The sequence below is a fragment of the Constantimarinum furrinae genome, from assembly GCF_014295415.1.
GTDB classification, from domain to species: Bacteria; Bacteroidota; Bacteroidia; order Flavobacteriales; family Flavobacteriaceae; genus Constantimarinum; species Constantimarinum furrinae.
Window position 1 is genome coordinate 794,068 of sequence record NZ_CP052909.1, and the last position, 17,721, is coordinate 811,788.

General features: G+C 40.9%; 12 protein-coding genes. 4 read left to right on the plus strand and 8 right to left on the minus strand.

Going from position 1 to position 17,721, the window contains the following annotated elements:
* Positions 1 to 54 precede the first annotated feature (54 nt).
* Positions 55 to 2,673 carry a GEVED domain-containing protein gene (locus ALE3EI_RS03700; RefSeq protein ID WP_186990962.1) on the minus strand — a complete coding sequence of 873 codons (2,619 nt, stop codon included), beginning with the start codon at positions 2,671 to 2,673 and terminating at the stop codon, positions 55 to 57.
* Positions 2,674 to 2,925: 252 nt separating this feature from the next.
* Here ALE3EI_RS03700 and ALE3EI_RS03705 point away from each other — a divergent pair, with 252 nt between their 5' ends.
* On the plus strand, positions 2,926 to 3,291 hold the full coding sequence (locus ALE3EI_RS03705) for a hypothetical protein (protein WP_186990964.1): 366 nt from the start codon (positions 2,926 to 2,928) through the stop codon (positions 3,289 to 3,291).
* 66 nt (positions 3,292 to 3,357) lie between these two features.
* Here ALE3EI_RS03705 and ALE3EI_RS03710 read toward each other — a convergent pair whose 3' ends face one another.
* The 3 genes from ALE3EI_RS03710 to ALE3EI_RS03720 all read right to left on the minus strand — a co-directional run bounded on the left by ALE3EI_RS03710 (position 3,358) and on the right by ALE3EI_RS03720 (position 8,112).
* Complete coding sequence (locus ALE3EI_RS03710) at positions 3,358 to 5,517, minus strand: T9SS type A sorting domain-containing protein (protein WP_186990966.1); 2,160 nt, start codon at positions 5,515 to 5,517, stop codon at positions 3,358 to 3,360.
* A 114-nt stretch (positions 5,518 to 5,631) separates the two neighbouring features.
* Entirely contained in the window at positions 5,632 to 7,167 is a 1,536-nt protein-coding gene (locus ALE3EI_RS03715) for a glycine--tRNA ligase (protein WP_186990968.1), read from the minus strand.
* A gap of 63 nt (positions 7,168 to 7,230) precedes the next feature.
* Positions 7,231 to 8,112 (minus strand): hypothetical protein, encoded by an 882-nt coding sequence (locus ALE3EI_RS03720; RefSeq protein WP_186990970.1) that lies wholly within the window; start codon positions 8,110 to 8,112, stop codon positions 7,231 to 7,233.
* A 221-nt stretch (positions 8,113 to 8,333) separates the two neighbouring features.
* Between ALE3EI_RS03720 and ALE3EI_RS03725 the strand changes: the two genes are divergently transcribed.
* Both ALE3EI_RS03725 and ALE3EI_RS03730 read left to right on the plus strand, forming a co-directional pair.
* Entirely contained in the window at positions 8,334 to 8,864 is a 531-nt protein-coding gene (locus tag ALE3EI_RS03725; RefSeq protein ID WP_233279992.1) for a ComF family protein, read from the plus strand.
* Positions 8,865 to 8,894: 30 nt separating this feature from the next.
* Entirely contained in the window at positions 8,895 to 10,538 is a 1,644-nt protein-coding gene (locus ALE3EI_RS03730) for an Ig-like domain-containing protein (protein ID WP_186990974.1), read from the plus strand.
* On the opposite strand, the gene ALE3EI_RS03735 is transcribed toward ALE3EI_RS03730, so the two are convergent.
* The 4 genes from ALE3EI_RS03735 to ALE3EI_RS03750 form a co-directional block, all read right to left on the minus strand.
* On the minus strand, positions 10,525 to 11,304 hold the full coding sequence (locus tag ALE3EI_RS03735) for an amidohydrolase (RefSeq protein ID WP_186990976.1): 780 nt from the start codon (positions 11,302 to 11,304) through the stop codon (positions 10,525 to 10,527). The genes ALE3EI_RS03730 and ALE3EI_RS03735 overlap by 14 nt on opposite strands.
* On the minus strand, positions 11,301 to 11,774 hold the full coding sequence (locus tag ALE3EI_RS03740) for an ankyrin repeat domain-containing protein (protein WP_186990978.1): 474 nt from the start codon (positions 11,772 to 11,774) through the stop codon (positions 11,301 to 11,303). The genes ALE3EI_RS03735 and ALE3EI_RS03740 overlap by 4 nt, the downstream gene beginning before the upstream one ends.
* Before the next feature lie 70 nt (positions 11,775 to 11,844).
* Complete coding sequence (gene katG / locus ALE3EI_RS03745; protein WP_186990980.1) at positions 11,845 to 14,085, minus strand: catalase/peroxidase HPI; 2,241 nt, start codon at positions 14,083 to 14,085, stop codon at positions 11,845 to 11,847.
* A 137-nt stretch (positions 14,086 to 14,222) separates the two neighbouring features.
* Positions 14,223 to 15,362 (minus strand): methionine aminotransferase, encoded by a 1,140-nt coding sequence (locus ALE3EI_RS03750; protein WP_186990981.1) that lies wholly within the window; start codon positions 15,360 to 15,362, stop codon positions 14,223 to 14,225.
* Between the two features lie 106 nt (positions 15,363 to 15,468).
* Between ALE3EI_RS03750 and ALE3EI_RS03755 the strand changes: the two genes are divergently transcribed.
* The gene (locus ALE3EI_RS03755) at positions 15,469 to 17,721 is read left to right on the plus strand and encodes a response regulator (RefSeq protein WP_186990983.1); all 2,253 of its coding nucleotides are present in this window, start codon (positions 15,469 to 15,471) and stop codon (positions 17,719 to 17,721) included.

Below are 17,721 nucleotides of genomic sequence, written 5' to 3' on the forward strand. Positions count from 1 at the left end.
AAATAAAAAAAAGGAGGGCAAAAGCCCTCCTTTTCATCAGTAAATTTTAAATATTTATTCCACAATGATCTTAGCCGATTGAAAGGCTTTAGAACTACGGTCTCCCATTTTTATAAAATAAACTCCGCTCGCAGCATAGCTCATGTCCAACTCATAAGTAAATCTGTCACCTTCTTTTACAAGGTTATTAAAGGCCAAAAGCTGTCCTAATTGATTGTAAATTGCAATAGAAGCTGTGCCGTCAAAACCTGTTACAAGGGTAACATCAAATTGATTATTTGGCTTAGACACCACGATCAATTCGGAATCTGCAAGTTCAATCTCCTGGTTCCCTAAGGTACCATCAATATTTGCAGTATAGTCTTCCGTTTCACCAAAAGATGTAACATCACACGCATCTGAAGGTACCGGAGCATCCCAGTTGGTCTTGGCACGCATACGATGTAAACCTAGCGTGGCATTTGCCGGAACAACCAAATCCATTGTTTCAGTATATGTCCCTGCACCCTGACCGTTAGCGATCTCATAGTTATCTACCACCTTTTCGTTATTTTCGAAAGTACCGTTATCATTGAAATCGATCCAAACACTTACAAACTGATCTCCATAACCGGTAGTAACTGTTAGGTCATAGGTTGTTCCGGGGTTAAGTGTTGCTACCTGACTGGTAAAATCACCATAACCTTCACACCCGGATGGGTTATTAATCTCAGCGACTGAGAACAATTGAAATCCATCACCAAAAGAACAATCCAAAACCGGAGTACAATACAGTAGTCCATTGGTTACTGTCTTAGTTAAGGCATCGTTTCCTGGGTTAGAATCTGTACCCAGATTTGTTTTCGCTTCTATATCGTAAGATCCGGGATTTGAAAGATCTGCCGTAGTAGTAAATGTATACATCACTATAGATTCTGCAGGAATAGTTCCCGGGTAGGTTTCAACTACAGGAGTTCCTCCATCGATGGTATATTGAATATCCGGATTTGTAATATCGTTTATTCCAAAGTTTCTAATAGATACTTCAATAGTCTCGGCATTTGTAAGTACACCATTCACCGGTTGTAAAATAGCCGTAATTCCAATATCGTTAACAGTGGTATTAGGCACTAATCTAAAGGCACCCACTACATCTTTTCTTCCGCTGTTCATATATTCATTGATAAACCAGAAAGTCTCATCGTCTGACGGATCAATATCGATCTTACTATAATCTCCGTATCGAAGGCCCGGGATGTTTGCGTTTCCTGCCGCAATAGGCTCTTCAAACACGGTCATTACCCCTAGAGGATCTCCATCAAAACGCCCTGTATAGTACGAACTTACGAACGTAGTTGTTGGAGTAGTTGGTCCGGACATTGAAGAATAACCCATTCCAATATTTCCACTTCCGTCCATAATAAGGCTGGCATGCCATGCATGTCGTCCATCGGGTGCAGTATAGGTACCTTCCTGATACAAGGTCCAAGGCATATTGTCTGCCGTTTGTCTAAACTCAAACCATCTCACTCCTGCTAGTTCACCTGAAGATGCATCAGTATCAACCACAAAGTTGAATACTGCCGAATTATGAGTTCCGAATTTTCTGAATTGCGCCTGATTCATTATAGTTGCCTGTAGGGCATCGATGGCAATACCTCCGTTTGGTTGCGAGAGGTTTGAGAAGCTACCTCCGTCAAATACAGATATAAATGGCGTTGTATTAATTTGAGTTGCTGAAGAAATTGTTGAGTTACCGGGAGTAGTCCAGTCCACATCGATCGTCCAGTATTTTACATGATCTGTAGAAACACCAGACCAGGCATCATCCTGCATATATATAACGGTTGCACCACCAGTAGCCGGATGAGTGTCATCGCTAATGTTTAAAACCTGCGGACTGTAAAAACCGCTGGTTACTATACCCGGTAAATTGAATCCTAAAATTTGAGCTCCGGGATTTCCCGCGAGCATTTCATCTCTTTCCATGGCCCATACCTTATTGGAAGAACCAGTATTGTCTGTCATATAGTATCCATCACTCCATACCGAAAGCTTTTGGTAATCGTTGATCGCACCAATGGTATACACATACCAACCTGAAGTAAGCGGGTCTGGACCATCAGATACTGCTATCTGAGCACCTCCACCTAAGAAGGAAACTACCCATCTGTCTGCAAGATTATCATACGAAACCGTAAGGTCGCAACATCCGCCTGAAGGGAAGATTGCAGGGTTTGGACTTGTTTGCCCTAATAATTGATTTCCTGCTTTATCATAAATTGTAAAACCGGTATTAAACACTACAAATACGTGATTAGGACCTACAGCCAAAGATGGATCTGTGGGTTGTGAATTTGATGAAGCTGCATCAAATACCAGAATTGGAGGCATAGATCGAACAGATCCGGTAGCGGGATCTGGATTGCTTGCCAGAATATCGTCTGTGGTTTGCGGGTCTTTTCCGATAACCACCTTATTACCCTGTGATCTTTTATCACGAGCTTGTCTTGGAGTCATATCGGCCGGAACCAATTCACTCATTCTGGAAGCTATGGAAGGGACATACTCCATAGAGGTTACAGTCCCTACATAATTAGCATTTTGAGGAACATTGGGGATGGATTCCTGAGCAGTCATGGAAAATGAAAATACCATGATAAGAATCAAGAAAGAATAGTTTTTAAGATTCATTAGATTAGTTTTAGGTTAACAAATTTTTAAGTTTTCCAAAAATAACATCTTCTCTCGATAAATACGAATATTATTTAAAAAATCCAGTTTCTATAAATCATTGATTTTTAATGCTTTAATACAATTAATGTCTATTAATTTGCTAGACTAAACCGTTGTAAATCAGAAATTTCTCTTAAATCTGAACCTATATTTCTATATAACGGTACATTATTTGTAATTTAACTTCACAAACCAATTATTAACGACATTATGACACTATTGAAAACATTTTTACTTGTAATTTCCATCGGACTTACAGCTTGCTGCGGATCTACCAAAACCACAGAAGGAACTGCTAATGATAATATGAACGATAACGCCATGCAGGATCAGAAAATGGTAGAAGCAGGATTTATGAAAGGGGTGATCGTAGCATCAACCAAAGAAGGAGATTGTCCGTATACCATTAAAGTGATCGAAAACAATGATTACAATTATGAGTTGGATCCCATCAATATGGAAAAAACCTATATGAAGGACGGCATGGAGGTATGGTTTAAGTTTACCGGTCTTAGAATGCCAAATCGTTGTACCAAGGCAAATCCGGTTTCACTCACTGAGATTCAGAAGCGATAAGAAAAACTACTTGAAAACAAAAAAGAGGAGCAATGCTCCTCTTTTTTGTTTCAAATAGGTTTAAAATTACTTTACGATGATCTTGGCAGATTTTTCTATGGTAGAATTACCAAGCTTGATCATATAAACTCCACTTGCTACATACGACATGTCTAATGAGTAGGTAAATTTATTTCCTTCATTAACAAGGTTGTTGAATACAAGTTGTTTCCCGTTAATATCATATACAGAAAACTGAAGTACGTCATCATAAGTCGTTCTAAGGGTTATCTCAAAGTTTTTGTTATCTGTTGATGTAACGAATAACTCGGCATTTTCGAATTGAAGATCTCCCGCAGACAGAATTTCAACATTGCGCACATTTTCGGCGTAATAGTCATTATCGGTAAAATTATCTCCCACTAGATTCGCGTTGGTTTCAATACGATATAAATGGTTTGGAATAGATAGATCTGCTTGTACCGTAAAGGTATACGTGTCTGTGCCTCCAGCCGGAATAGATCCGGTATATATTTCCGCAACCGGAACACCTCCGTCTATACTGTAAGTAACAGGTATCGTCGTTTGGGTGGTGGTACCATAATTTTCTATAGTAATGGTAATATCCTCCGTTGCGGTTAATGCACCACTTTCCGGTAATATATCAACAATTGCAACATCATTTGCAGGTAAGGCATTCTCTAAGTTAAAAACACCTACAACATCTCTACGGTTTGGATTGAAATATTCGGCAATATGCCAGAAATTTCTATCGGTAACCGGATCTACTGTTAAATGAACGTAATCTGCAAAACGTGTTGATGGGCTGTTAGCCGTACTCTGAGCTAATAGTCCTTCAGCAAAGGTCATGGTACCCGGGGCATCCCCTTGCAAGCGTCCGGTGTATCGAATTGAGATCATTTCACTGGTACTTACTGAACTATATGCCATCCCGATATTTCCATAAATATCCATGGCCATACTTCCGGAGAACGCATGTCTACCCGCTGTAGGCGTAGTATATGTCCCTTCCTGAAAAATACTCCACGGTTGCCCGCTGGCTGTTTGTCTTAATTCATACCACCGTACTCCGGCTAATTCTCCTGCTGTAGGATCGGTATCCACAACAAAGTTGAAAACAACAGAGTTGTAACCGTCAAACTGACGGAATTGCGCCTGATTCATGATAGTGGCCTGCAGTGCATCGATAGCAGGGCCGGATGGTTGAGAAAGATTGGCAAAAGATCCCCCATCAAAAACACTAATAAAGTCGGCAGTAGTAATTTCTTGAGCAGTAGAAATCGTTGAATTTCCGGGTGTCTCCCAATCTACATTGATCGTCCATATCTTTAGGTGATCATCGGCCACACCACTCCAAGCATCATCTTGAAGATAAACTATATTAAAATTCCCAGGTTCCGGATGAGATCCGGCCGTATGATGAAAACCTTGAGGACTGTAGAAGCCTGAGGTGGAAATTCCACCTAACTGAAAGCTCTGAAACTGTGCCGATTCTCCGTTGATCATTTTTTCGCGTTCAACAGCAAAAACACGTCTCGTACCGATATTTGCAGTAACATAGTATCCATCGGGCCATACCGAAAATTTTGTATAATCCGGGAACTGACCAGTACCAAACCCTGTGGTATATACATGCCATCCGTCATTTACTGGATCAGGCCCAGTAGAAACAGCCACATTAAAACCATTTGGATTAGCATCGAATTCTGTGATAAGAAACCGGTCTGCCATTTGATCATAGATCATGATAGGGTCACCGATCGCATTCCCTGGAAAAATAGTTGCCAAAGAAGCTTCAGGAGTTAACGGATTTCCCGATTTGTCGAAAATTCTAAATGCCGAATTCCAGGCTGCCAAATAGTGATTAGGTCCTACAGCTCCTGTTGGATCTGATGGCGTAGCCTGCGAAATATCTGCCTCAAACGTAAGTAGTGGCGGATTGCTTTGTCTTGTTGGTGCTTCGGTTTGAAGTACAGGATCAACACCTACCGATCCTTTACCGGGAACAATCCTATTACCGTATTGTCTTTTAGGACGCCCTTCTGTTGGCGTATTGTCGGCCGGGACAAAGGTACCGTTTCTCAATTGCTCTGCAATACTGGGTACATAGACCGGGTCTGCCAATATCCCGCTATCCACAGGTCCCGCAACCCCTTGTTGCTGCGCATTAGCCTGTATGCCAAAAACAATAGCAATGACTACAAAAAAGTAATGTTTAAGTTTCATAATTACAAATTAAGTTTAATAAAGATTAAGTCGATAAATTTACTCAATCCCAATCATTTAAAAAAGAAAAGCTTACCAAAATGGCAAGCCTTCTACTAATTATTTCTGGAACTTCTAAGACAACCAATCCTTATAGGAAATACTTTTGCTGATCTTTGCTGAAATATCGGTGATTGCAATCCTTTCCTGTTCCATGCTGTCTCTATGACGAATGGTTACCGTTCGATCTTCCTTAGTTTGATGATCTACTGTAATACAGAAGGGCGTTCCTGCCGCATCCTGTCGACGATACCGCCTTCCCACGGCATCCTTTTCATCGTAGATCACATTGTAATCCCACTGAAGCTCCTCAATGATCTCATGTGCAATTTCTGGAAGCCCGTCCTTTTTTACTAAAGGAAAAACGGCCGCCTTTACCGGAGCCAAAATGGAAGGTAATTTTAACACGGTTCTACTGCTTCCGTCTTCCAGAGTTTCTTCCTGAAGAGAGTTACTGAGTACCGCCAGGAACATCCGGTCCAAACCTATGGAGGTTTCTACGACATAAGGCACATAATTTTCGTTGAGTTCGGGGTCGAAGAACTGCAATTTTTTACCCGAGAATTTTTCGTGTGCTTTCAGGTCGAAGTCGGTACGGGAGTGAATTCCTTCCAACTCCTTAAACCCGAAAGGAAAATTAAACTCTATATCGGAAGCGGCATTGGCATAATGCGCCAGTTTTTCGTGGTCATGAAAGCGGTAATTTTCCTCTCCCAGCCCCAAGGACAAGTGCCATTTTAACCGAGTTTCCTTCCAGTATTCGTACCACTTGATCTCATCTCCGGGTCTTACAAAAAACTGCATCTCCATTTGTTCAAATTCCCGCATTCTGAAGATAAACTGTCTAGCCACGATCTCATTTCTAAAAGCCTTTCCGGTTTGTGCGATCCCAAACGGTATCTTCATCCTTCCGGTTTTCTGAACATTTAAAAAGTTAACAAAGATCCCTTGTGCCGTTTCCGGACGTAAATAGAGATCGGTTGCACTTTCTGCCGAAGCCCCTAACTTGGTTCCGAACATTAAATTAAACTGCCGAACTTCAGTCCAGTTCTTTGATCCTGTATCAGGATCGGCTATTCCCAATTCTTCTATAAGCGCTTTTACATCGGCAAGGTCTTCAGCTTCCAAAGATCTGGCCATACGAGCCAAAACCTCTTGCTGCTCTTCCTTATATCGTAAAACTCTGGGGTTTGTTGCTACAAACTGTGCTTCGTCAAAACTCTCACCAAAGCGTTTTTTTGCTTTATCTATTTCTTTTTGAGCCTTTATATTGAGCTTTTCAGCATAATCCTCGATCAACACATCGGCTCTGTATCTTTTTTTTGAATCCTTATTATCGATCAAAGGATCATTAAAGGCATCAACGTGTCCCGAAGCTTTCCATGTTGTAGGGTGCATAAGGATGGCGGCATCTATCCCAACTATATTCTGATGCATATATACCATACTTCGCCACCAGTATTCCCTAATGTTCTTTTTAAGTTCTACCCCGTTTTGAGCATAGTCGTATACTGCACTAAGACCGTCGTAGATCTCACTCGAGCCAAAAATATACCCGTATTCCTTTGCGTGAGAGACTACACGCTTAAATTGATCGTCGTTGTTTGCCATAGCGCAAAAATAAAAAAACCGCTACGATAACATCATAGCGGTTTCAAATATTTATAATTTTTCTTATTTAAGCTCCATCGTTGTGGTTGCTACTTGTTTTCCACCATCAAAAACATTGATTCGGTACACCCCTTCAATAAGGTCTTCCTCAATGGCATCTACAAGAACACACACATCAAGCTCTTCATTTTCATAAAAGACTTTAGTCGATTCGGAATAATTAAGCATTCCGTTCTCAAATTCCATTACGGCTTTCTTTCCTAGCAAATTATTCTTCGGGTTGATCACCTGAACATATAACGTTCTATCACCTTTTTGAGCTATAGGATTTGGTGTTAAAGAAAAACACGCTCTTACCTTATCGGCTCTGCTTGAACGTCTGGTATCAACAACTTTTCCGCTACTTCTTACAATAACAGCTTCCCCTCGAAGATCTACAGCGTTAACGACAGATCCTTTCTTAATGGTTTCTGCCATAGCGACATTTTCGGTATTTACCGAGTCCACCACTCGAATGGTTTCACTTAGGACCACATTGGTGCTATCCCGTTGTTGAGCAAGCATTTTATTGGCCGCAATAAGACTATCGGCCTTCTTAAAGAGCATTTTACGCTCAATTTTAAGACGTCCTACCTCTTCCTTATATCGTTGAATTAAAGCTACATTAGCTTCGGAATCCTTTACAGAATCCAATAAAATCTCGATACGCTCACGAGCCGCAAGCAAATCCTTATCCTTTAATTCATTATCCTGAATTACCTCATCGTAGTTGGCGATAAGCTCCTCAAGTTCTGCTTCAATCTCGGTTTTTTGTGTTTCCAAACTACTTACCGTATTTTTACTATCATTATACAATGTTACTGTATATACCGCAAGCGCAATTAGTAATGCTGAAAGCACCCCAATTAAAACCTTAAATTTCGTACTGTTGTTCTCTGTACTCATAATGATTTAGTTTACAATAGATTTAGGGAGTAAAAGTACTGTGGTAATCCATACGGAAACGTTTATGAAATGGTAAAATATATTAAATTATGTTAAATCTATTATTTCCGAAGATTTGTAACGGATGTCAATCGACGCTTGACGACGGCAATAAAACCTTATGTTTACGATGTCGACATGCGTTACCACTGGCTTCATATCATTTAAATGGAAATGACAGAATGAAAAACATCTTTTACGGTCGTGTTCCGCTTAAAAATGCGACGGCTTTGTTCGAATTTCAGAAAAAAGGGATCACGCAACACATCATGCACAATTTAAAGTATCGTGATCAGGAAGAGATCAGTTATTTCTTCGGAAGGTGGCTCGGGGCCGAATTAAAGGAGCTCCCCGCATACTCCGATGTGGATCTCGTGATTCCCGTTCCCTTACATAAACAGAAACTGAAAAAACGCGGTTACAACCAGGTGACCGGTTTTGCCACAGAAATTGCGGCTGCCCTCAATGTTCCTTATCGGGATAATATTCTTTTGAAAGTTTCAAAGACGAATTCTCAGGTTTTCAAAAAAAGACTCATGCGTATACAGGAAGACGAGGTATTTAGTATTACCCATTCCGAAGCCATAGAAAATAAACACATACTGCTGGTCGATGATATAGTTACGACGGGAGCAACCCTCGAAAATTGTGCTAATAAACTTCTTCAGAAATCGAATGTGACCCTAAGCTTTGCGACTATGGCCATCGCCTAGTGATCCGGGAATAAAACCATTACATATAAAATGCTGAAAAGTCTGCAAAACTTACCTATTTTTGCAATCATGAAGCACCGTTTGTATCTTATTCCTTTACTGGTTTTGCTTATCCTTTCCATGGCAAACTGTGCGAAAAAGGGATCTCCTTCCGGCGGATTAAAAGACAGTATCCCTCCTGTAATTCTTAGAAGTTTCCCCGAAAATTACACAACCAACTTTAACGGAAATGAGATACGGATCATTTTCGATGAATATATAAAACTGAAAGACCTTCAGAAAAACCTAATTATCTCCCCTCCGCTACAATACGATCCTATTATTACCCCGTACAGCACTTCCAAACAAATAAAGATCACCATCCTCGATACGCTGAAGGAAAATACTACGTATTCGATCAACTTCGGACAAAGTATCGTTGACAACAATGAGGAAAACCCTTTCGAATATTTTAAATACGTTTTTTCAACAGGAAGTTATATCGATAGTCTTAATGTAATGGGTAGCGCAACCGATGCTCAAATATTAAGTTCTCAAGGAAGAACGAATGTGATGCTCTATGAAGTGGATGATACTTTTACAGACTCCATAATATACACCCAAAAACCTACCTATGTCACCACAGTAAGGGATAGTGCCCATAGTTTCGAACTTACCAACCTCAAAGCGGGGACTTATTTAATGCTGGCCCTCAACGAAACAAACAGCGATTTTATCTATCAGCCAAAGAATGATAAAATCGGATTTGTAAATGAGTTTATCACACTCCCTACAGACAGCACCTTTCACATCAAGCTGTTTAAAGAAATTCCCGATTACAGCATCGCCAGACCGTCTCAGAATTCAAAAAATGAGATCCTTTTCGGGTATGAGGGTGAAGCAGATTCGTTACAGATCGAATTGCTTAGCGACGTTCCACAGGACTACAAATCTGTGGTATACAAGGATGCGATAAAAGACACCCTGCATTATTGGTACACTCCTGCATTTGAAAGAGATTCCTTAGTCTTTGTAGCAAAAAATAGAATACACAGCGACACCATTATCATGCGCATTAAGGAATTATATGCCGATAGTTTGACGGTTCGCAATACGGCGGCTTCGGTGGTATTGCCCAGAGACAGTATTAAACTTCAGGTCAATACTCCGGTTACTTCGGTTGCTTCGGAATATGTACAGGTCATGAATAAAGATTCGGTATTAATTCCTTCAGAATTCGTACTGGACCGCGAATACAATATTGCGGCTGTGGTATTTCCGAAGACTGAAGAGCAATCCTATGCAGTTCAACTTTTTCCAAATGCCATCACCGATATGTTCGGAAAGACCAACGATACCATTTCTTATCTGGTACGTACGAAGGCCGAATCCGATTATGGAACATTAACGCTAACACTCAACAATGTAAGATCGTATCCGGTGATCGTTCAGCTGGTCAATGAAAAGTTCGAAGTGATCGCCCAAAAGGTGAGTTGGCAGCAGGAAACGGCCTTTTTCGATTATATTTCGCCCGGCATGTTTTATATACGGGTGATCTATGACGAAAATAAGAATGGGATCTGGGACACGGGTAGTTTTCTCAACAGAATACAACCTGAAAAAGTGATCTATTACCCCTCAAAACTGGAAATGCGAGTCAATTGGAGCCTCAACGAAACCTTTACTTTAGACTAAATTCGTCTCTGTCATTCAAAAACTGGAGGTGTTCCCGGTTTGAATCTAGATGAGATCGTTCCAGAATAACCGTTTCAATAAATTCTTTTTCAAAGTCGGTGGTCGAGAGCTGTTCTCCCAACACATCATATACCGTCGAATGCCCAGTATAGTGATGTGAATTTCCGTCGAGACCCGTTCGGTTTACCCCAACAGTATAGCACATATTTTCAATAGCACGTGCTTTAAGTAGCGCATCCCAGGCTGCCACCCGTTTTTTCGGCCAGTTGGCTACATAAAGTAACAGGTCGTAATTTTCGGTATTGCGAGCCCAAACCGGAAACCGTAAGTCATAACAGATCAACGGACAAATTTTCCAGCCCAGATAATCCACGATGAGTTTTTGAGTACCTGCCGAGTAAATCTTATGTTCTCCGGCCAGTGTGAACGTATGCCTTTTATCGTATTTTTTATAATCTCCATGGGGAAATACAAAAAACAAGCGGTTAAAGTAACTATTCTCTTCCTTTATTATCACACTTCCCGTAATAGCACAGTTGTTTTTTTGAGCTTCAGATCGCATCCAGGCTAAGGTGGAGCCGTTATTTTCTTCAGCCAATTGTGCAGCATTCATTGAAAAACCGGTGGTAAACATTTCGGGCAGGACAATAAGGTGTGTTTGCTCATTTATGCCGTGTATTTTTTCTGAAAACATGGTACGGTTGGCTTCGGGATCTTCCCAGTGCAGTTCACTCTGAATAATGCTAAGTCTCAATCGATCGTTCATGATTCCCGATTTAAAAGAGCGATCATTTCAGAAAAACCCTGCATAGTAGCATGTGATAAAGCCGTATTTCCTTTATCGTCTGAAATTGTGGGGTTGGCCCCGTGTTCTAATAACAATTTGGCAATTTCAGTTTTTCCGAAGGTGGCTGCAAAAATGAGTGCCGTGGCTCCATTGTAATTCGTAATATTAACGTCGGCTCCGTGCTCCAGTAATAATTCGGCTATGTTCTTATGCCCTTTAAAACAAACACCCATAAGCGCAGTATTTCCCGAAGCATCCTGTGCATCGACTTCCTGGGGATGTGACAGTATAATTTTTGTTATGTCTGAAAACCCATAATAGCTGGCTAAAAGCAGCGGTGTTGAACCTCTTGTGTCCCTTTCATTTACCCATTGTGGGTTTTTTGCAAGTATCTCTTGTACCACTGAAGCATTTCCTTCGCGGATGGCTTTAAATAAATCCTCATTCATACATTAAAAATAAAGAAACAAAGCAACATAACTAGGTATGTTGCTTTGAAAAAAGTGATTCAACAATAAATTATGCCTTTACATCAAACCGATCCAAATTCATTACTTTGGTCCAGGCTGCTACAAAGTCCTTCACAAATTTTTCCTTGGCATCTTCGCAGGCGTACACTTCTGCAAGCGCGCGCAGCTCTGAATTGGAACCAAATATCAAATCTACTCGGCTTCCTTTCCATTTTGAGGCACCAGTGGTACGGTCGGTTCCTTCAAATAATGTGTCATCGTCTGAAATAGATTTCCATTGCACCCTCATATCCAGTAGATTGCTAAAAAAATCATTACTTAAGGTTCCCGGTTTATCGGTGAACACTCCATGAGAAGAGCCGTCAAAATTGGCATTCAGCGTACGCATCCCGCCCACCAACACCGTCATTTCAGGAGCGGTGAGTGTGAGTAACTGTGCTTTATCAACTAATAGCTCTTCAGCAGTAACATCGTATTTATCCTTTACATAATTTCTAAAACCATCTGCAAGAGGCTCAAGGGCATCAAAGGCTTCGGCATCGGTCTGTGCTTCGGAAGCATCGGTACGTCCCGCTGTAAAAGGTACGGTAATTTGGTGTCCCCCGTTACTTGCTGCCTTTTCAAGAGCTACACAACCCCCTAGTACAATGAGATCGGCCAAAGAAACTTTTTTATTCCCCGATTGTGATTCATTGAATTTCTTTTGAATTCCGCCTAGCGCTTCCAGAACCTTCGACAATTGTTTTGGATTGTTCACTTTCCATGAGTTCTGAGGTGCCAGTCTAATTCGAGCACCATTTGCACCTCCCCGCATATCCGATCCTCTAAAGGTAGATGCCGAAGCCCATGCCGTAGCGACTAATTCAGAAATTGACAGTCCGGTGTCTAATATATGTCGCTTTAATTGGGAAATATTCTGGTCATTGATCATTTCATAATCTGCTGCAGGTACCGGATCCTGCCAGATCAACTCTTCTTGTGGAACTTCCGGGCCTAAATATCGGGCTACAGGTCCCATATCCCTGTGCGTTAGCTTAAACCAAGCACGAGAATATGCATCGGCAAATTCTTCCGGATTTTCAAGGAAATGTCTGGAGATCTTTTCATAGGCCGGATCCATTCTTAAGGACAGGTCTGTAGTGAGCATAAAGGGTGCATGTTTCTTATTTGGATCATGTGCATCCGGCACTGTTCCTGCTCCTGCATTGTCCTTAGGCTTCCATTGATGTGCTCCGGCCGGACTTTTGGTGAGTTCCCACTCATATTTAAAAAGATTCTCAAAATAAGTATGACTCCATTTTGTAGGAGTATTAGTCCAAGCCCCTTCAATACCACTGGTAATGGTATCTGCTCCCTTTCCGCTACCAAAACTGTTATGCCAACCCATGCTCTGGGCTTCGATACCGGCAGCGGCAGGTTCTTCGGCCACATAATCATCGGGGTTAGCAGCCCCGTGGGTCTTTCCGAAGGTATGTCCGCCGGCAATTAGGGCAACAGTTTCATAATCGTTCATCGCCATACGGCCAAAAGTCTCACGTATGTATTGTGCCGCCTCTACAGGATCCGGATTTCCGTTATGTCCTTCAGGATTTACATAGATCAATCCCATATGTGCTGCTCCCAACGGACCTTCCAGTTTATCCTCTGCATAGCGCTCCTTGTTTCCGAGCCATTCGGTTTCGGAGCCCCAATACACATCTTCTTCAGGCTGCCATACATCTTTACGACCTCCGGCAAATCCAAACATTTTTAAACCCATAGATTCGTGGGCACAGTTGCCTGCGAGAATCAATAAATCTGCCCAGGATAATTTTTTTCCATATTTCTTTTTGATGGGCCATAATAGTAATCGTGCCTTATCCAAATTTGCATTATCCGGCCAACTGTTAAGCGGAGCAAATCGTTGTTGTCCCGACCCTGCTCCCCCACGGCCGTCTTGTATTCTGTAGGTCCCGGCACTATGCCATGCCATTCGTATAAAAAGGGGTCCGTAGTGCCCGTAATCTGCCGGCCACCAGTCTTGGCTATCGGTCATTAGATCATAAAGATCATTCTTTACCGCTTGTAGATCCAGTGATTTGAACTCCTTTGCGTAATCGAAATCGGCCTCCATTGGATCTGCGATGGGTGCATTCTGACGAAGAATATTTAAATTCAACAAATTAGGCCACCAATCTCTGTTGCTCGTTCCTCTTCCGGCAGTACCTGCCATCTTACCGTTTAAGAACGGACATTTTGCAGAGGACTCATTTACATCCCAGGCTTCACCATGATTATCTGTAGTGCTCATATTATCCTTACTTTTAAATTACTATTAGACTATATGTTATAAAGTTACCAATTCCTATGATTAAAGCACAAATCTTTAATTGTATGTTTTAATTTTCAAATTGAGAAAACTTATGATTGGGTATTATCGACCTGTTACTAAAGCGTATTTAATAGTTCTGCAGCCCGCTTTAATGTTTCTTCAGTTTTGGCAAAACACACCCGAATCTGTTTAAAATCCTCGTCCAGGGTGTTGAAGACTGAAGTAGGAATGGTAGCAAGTTTATGATCTTTGGTGAGTCTTTCGGCAAATTCGATATCACGTTCAGAGGAGATCCTAGAATAATCCAGTAGCTGAAAATAGGTGCCTTTAGCGGGTACGATCTTAAAGCGGGATTCCGTCAGAAGGGAAAGAAAATAATCTCTTTTTTGCTGATAAAAATCGGATAACTGCAAATACCTGGAAGGCTCCTCGAGATAGGTTGCCAATGCCTTTTGAACCGGGTGGTTTACGCAAAATACATTGTACTGATGCACCTTTCTGAATTCATTCATAAGCGTTTCGGGAGCAATGCAATAGCCCATTTTCCATCCGGTGTTATGAAAAGTCTTGCCAAAGGAAGCTGTAATAAAACAGCGCTCTGCAAGCTGTGGAAACTTAGAGGCACTTTGGTGAGCATAACCGTCGAAAATAATATGTTCATATACCTCATCGCTTACTACAACCAGGTCGTGCTTTTCTGAAAGTTCCTGCAAAGCGATCATATCCTCCTCATTAAATAGCATCCCGGAAGGATTGTGAGGCGTATTAATGATGATCATTTTGGTGCGTTCTGTTATTTTTTCAGCTACTTCTTCCCAATCGGGTTGAAAAAACGGCGGCTTAAGCTGGATCGGAACCGATCTAGCTCCAAATAATTGTATAGTCGGTTCGTAACAATCGTAGGCAGGTGTAAAAATAATAACCTCGTCACCTTTGCTTAGGATAGCTGCTAGGGCGCAAAATATTGCTTGTGTAGCCCCGGCAGTGATGGTAACCTCGGTATGTTCGTTATATTTTTTCCCATAGAGATGTTCTATTTTGTGTACGATAGCCTGGCGTAATTTTAGATCACCAGGCATAGGCGCATATTGATTGTGACCATCAACCATGGCCTTATGTACCATTTCGATCAATACAGGGTCGCTTTCAAAATTCGGAAAACCCTGTGAGAGATTGATGGCATCGTGATCATTTGCCATTTTGCTCATAATGGAGAAAATACTTTCGGAGGTGTTGGGAAATTTAGATTCTATCATGTCAAAAAAATAACATAAATAATTAAAAATCAGTTCACAATTTTACTTAAATGCGGCACTTTTTTATAAAAAGTGTATATTACACCCCCCAAATTGTTTAAAGAACATGAAGAAGTTTTACTATTTCTTGGTCTTTTCCATTGCCTGCTTATCACTTCCCGCTCAAAATCAGGAGATGGCGGAGGCTGAATTTAAGGCCGAAAAACCGGTTACCCCTAAGTCGTTCCAAAAACTTCTGGACTCGTCGAGTTATTACTATAACAAAGGAAATTATAAGCGTTCCTTCGAGTTAAACATCACCCTTTTAAAGCAAGCACTTGCTCAGGAGAATCCATATTTGATCCATCAGGGTTACAGGAATCTGGGATATGATTACCTGGTCATGGAAGACACAGTGATGGCCCAGGAAAGCTTTGAAAAATCGTCGCGCTACGCCGAATTCTCAGAAAATGAATTTGCCAAAGCGATCACATATATGGACCTGGCAAATATTTATGCGTATACGGCAGATAATTATGTGACCGCGTTCGAATATCACAGATTATCGATTAAGTTGTTTGAAAAACTGCAGGATTCAACCTATCTGGCACGTGCTCATTTTAACACCATTCTTACCTCGATGGAGGCAGGCGATTACAACAAGGCCTACCTTCATATTATAAAAGCGCGCAGGTTGGCAAAGTATGATGATGAAGATGCTTATACGCTGGCCCTGGATAATTTACTGGGAGAATATCACTATGAAAAAGGTAATTATGAAATGGCTAATCAATACTTGGAAAAGGTCATTGAAGATTCTAAGAAATTCGATTCAGATATTGAGCTAGAGAATGCCTGGCTGTACTACAGTGAGAGTTTATTTAAGCAAGGCAGAACCGATGAGGCTTACGAAGCTCGACTTAAGTATGAAGATTATGAAGATAAGGCGCGGCAAAGCATCATGTCTGCTAAAAATAATGCATTATCGGCAGAGTTTCAGGTAGACGAATACCGACGGGATGTACTGGCCGCCGAGCTGGAGAATAAATTACAAACCGAAATAGTAAAAAATAAAAACCGCCTCAATATTATCCTAATTATAGTGGCTGCTGTGTTTCTTATTATGTTCTTTGCGCTTTTCTTCGCTTATAGAAACCGTAAGACGCTGGTTCAGGAATTAAAACTGAAGAATAAGCATTATCTGGAAGCTAAAGAAAATTCAGAAAAACTGGCGAAAGCCAAAAGTAAGTTCTTTTCTACCGTGAGTCATGAACTTAGAACTCCTTTATACGGTGTCATTGGACTTAGTACGATTTTACTTGAAGACAAGACTCTGAAAAAACACGAAAAGGATTTGAAATCCTTAAAATTTTCGGCCGATTATCTTTTAGCACTTATTAACGATGTGCTTCAGATCAATAAGATCGATTCAAATTCTATTGAAGATGAAAAAGTCACCTTCAACCTGAACGAACTTATTAAGAAGATCGTAGCCTCGTTCGAGTATATGAGAATTCAAAATAACAATAAGATCCATATTCATATTTCAGAATCGGTTCCTGCTCTCATGGAAGGTAATTCGGTACGACTATCCCAAATTTTAATGAACCTTATAAGTAATGCCTGTAAGTTTACAGAGAATGGAGATATCTATATTATAGCTGAAACCACGCAACAAACCGAAACAACCTCTGCGATCTCATTTCATGTAAGAGATACGGGAACGGGAATTCCACTAGAGAAACAAGAAAGTATCTTCGATGAATTCTCTCAATTGGAAAATGACAACTATAAATACCATGGAACCGGACTGGGGCTCCCTATTGTAAAGAAATTATTGCATTTGTCAAATTCCGATCTTACGGTGAAGAGTGCTTTGGGCAAGGGTTCGTTATTTTCATTTACCCTGAATTTTAAAACGGTGAGCAAAGAGATTAAACTGGAAGCGCCCCCGTTGCTGGATGACAGGATCGTAAGAGACAAGCGTATCTTGATCGTTGAGGACAATCGCATCAACCAAACGGTAACCAAGAAGATATTGGAGAAGCACGGTGCGAAAAGCACTATAGCCGAAAATGGAAATGAAGCGATCAAACTCGTAAAGAATGAAAATTACGACCTCATACTAATGGATATCAATATGCCGGTTAAAAATGGTATCGATGCTACGCGAGAGATACGACAGTTCGATATTTTTACGCCAATCGTAGCCTTAACCGCAGTTGAGATAGAGGAAATGAAATTCAGCATTTACGAATGTGGAATGAATGATATTATTGTAAAACCTTATGATATCACGAAGTTCATTCAAACCATAATAAAGAATATCGCCTTAAAAGATCAGGAAAAGTTTACTCCAACACATTCAAAGGCCAACTAA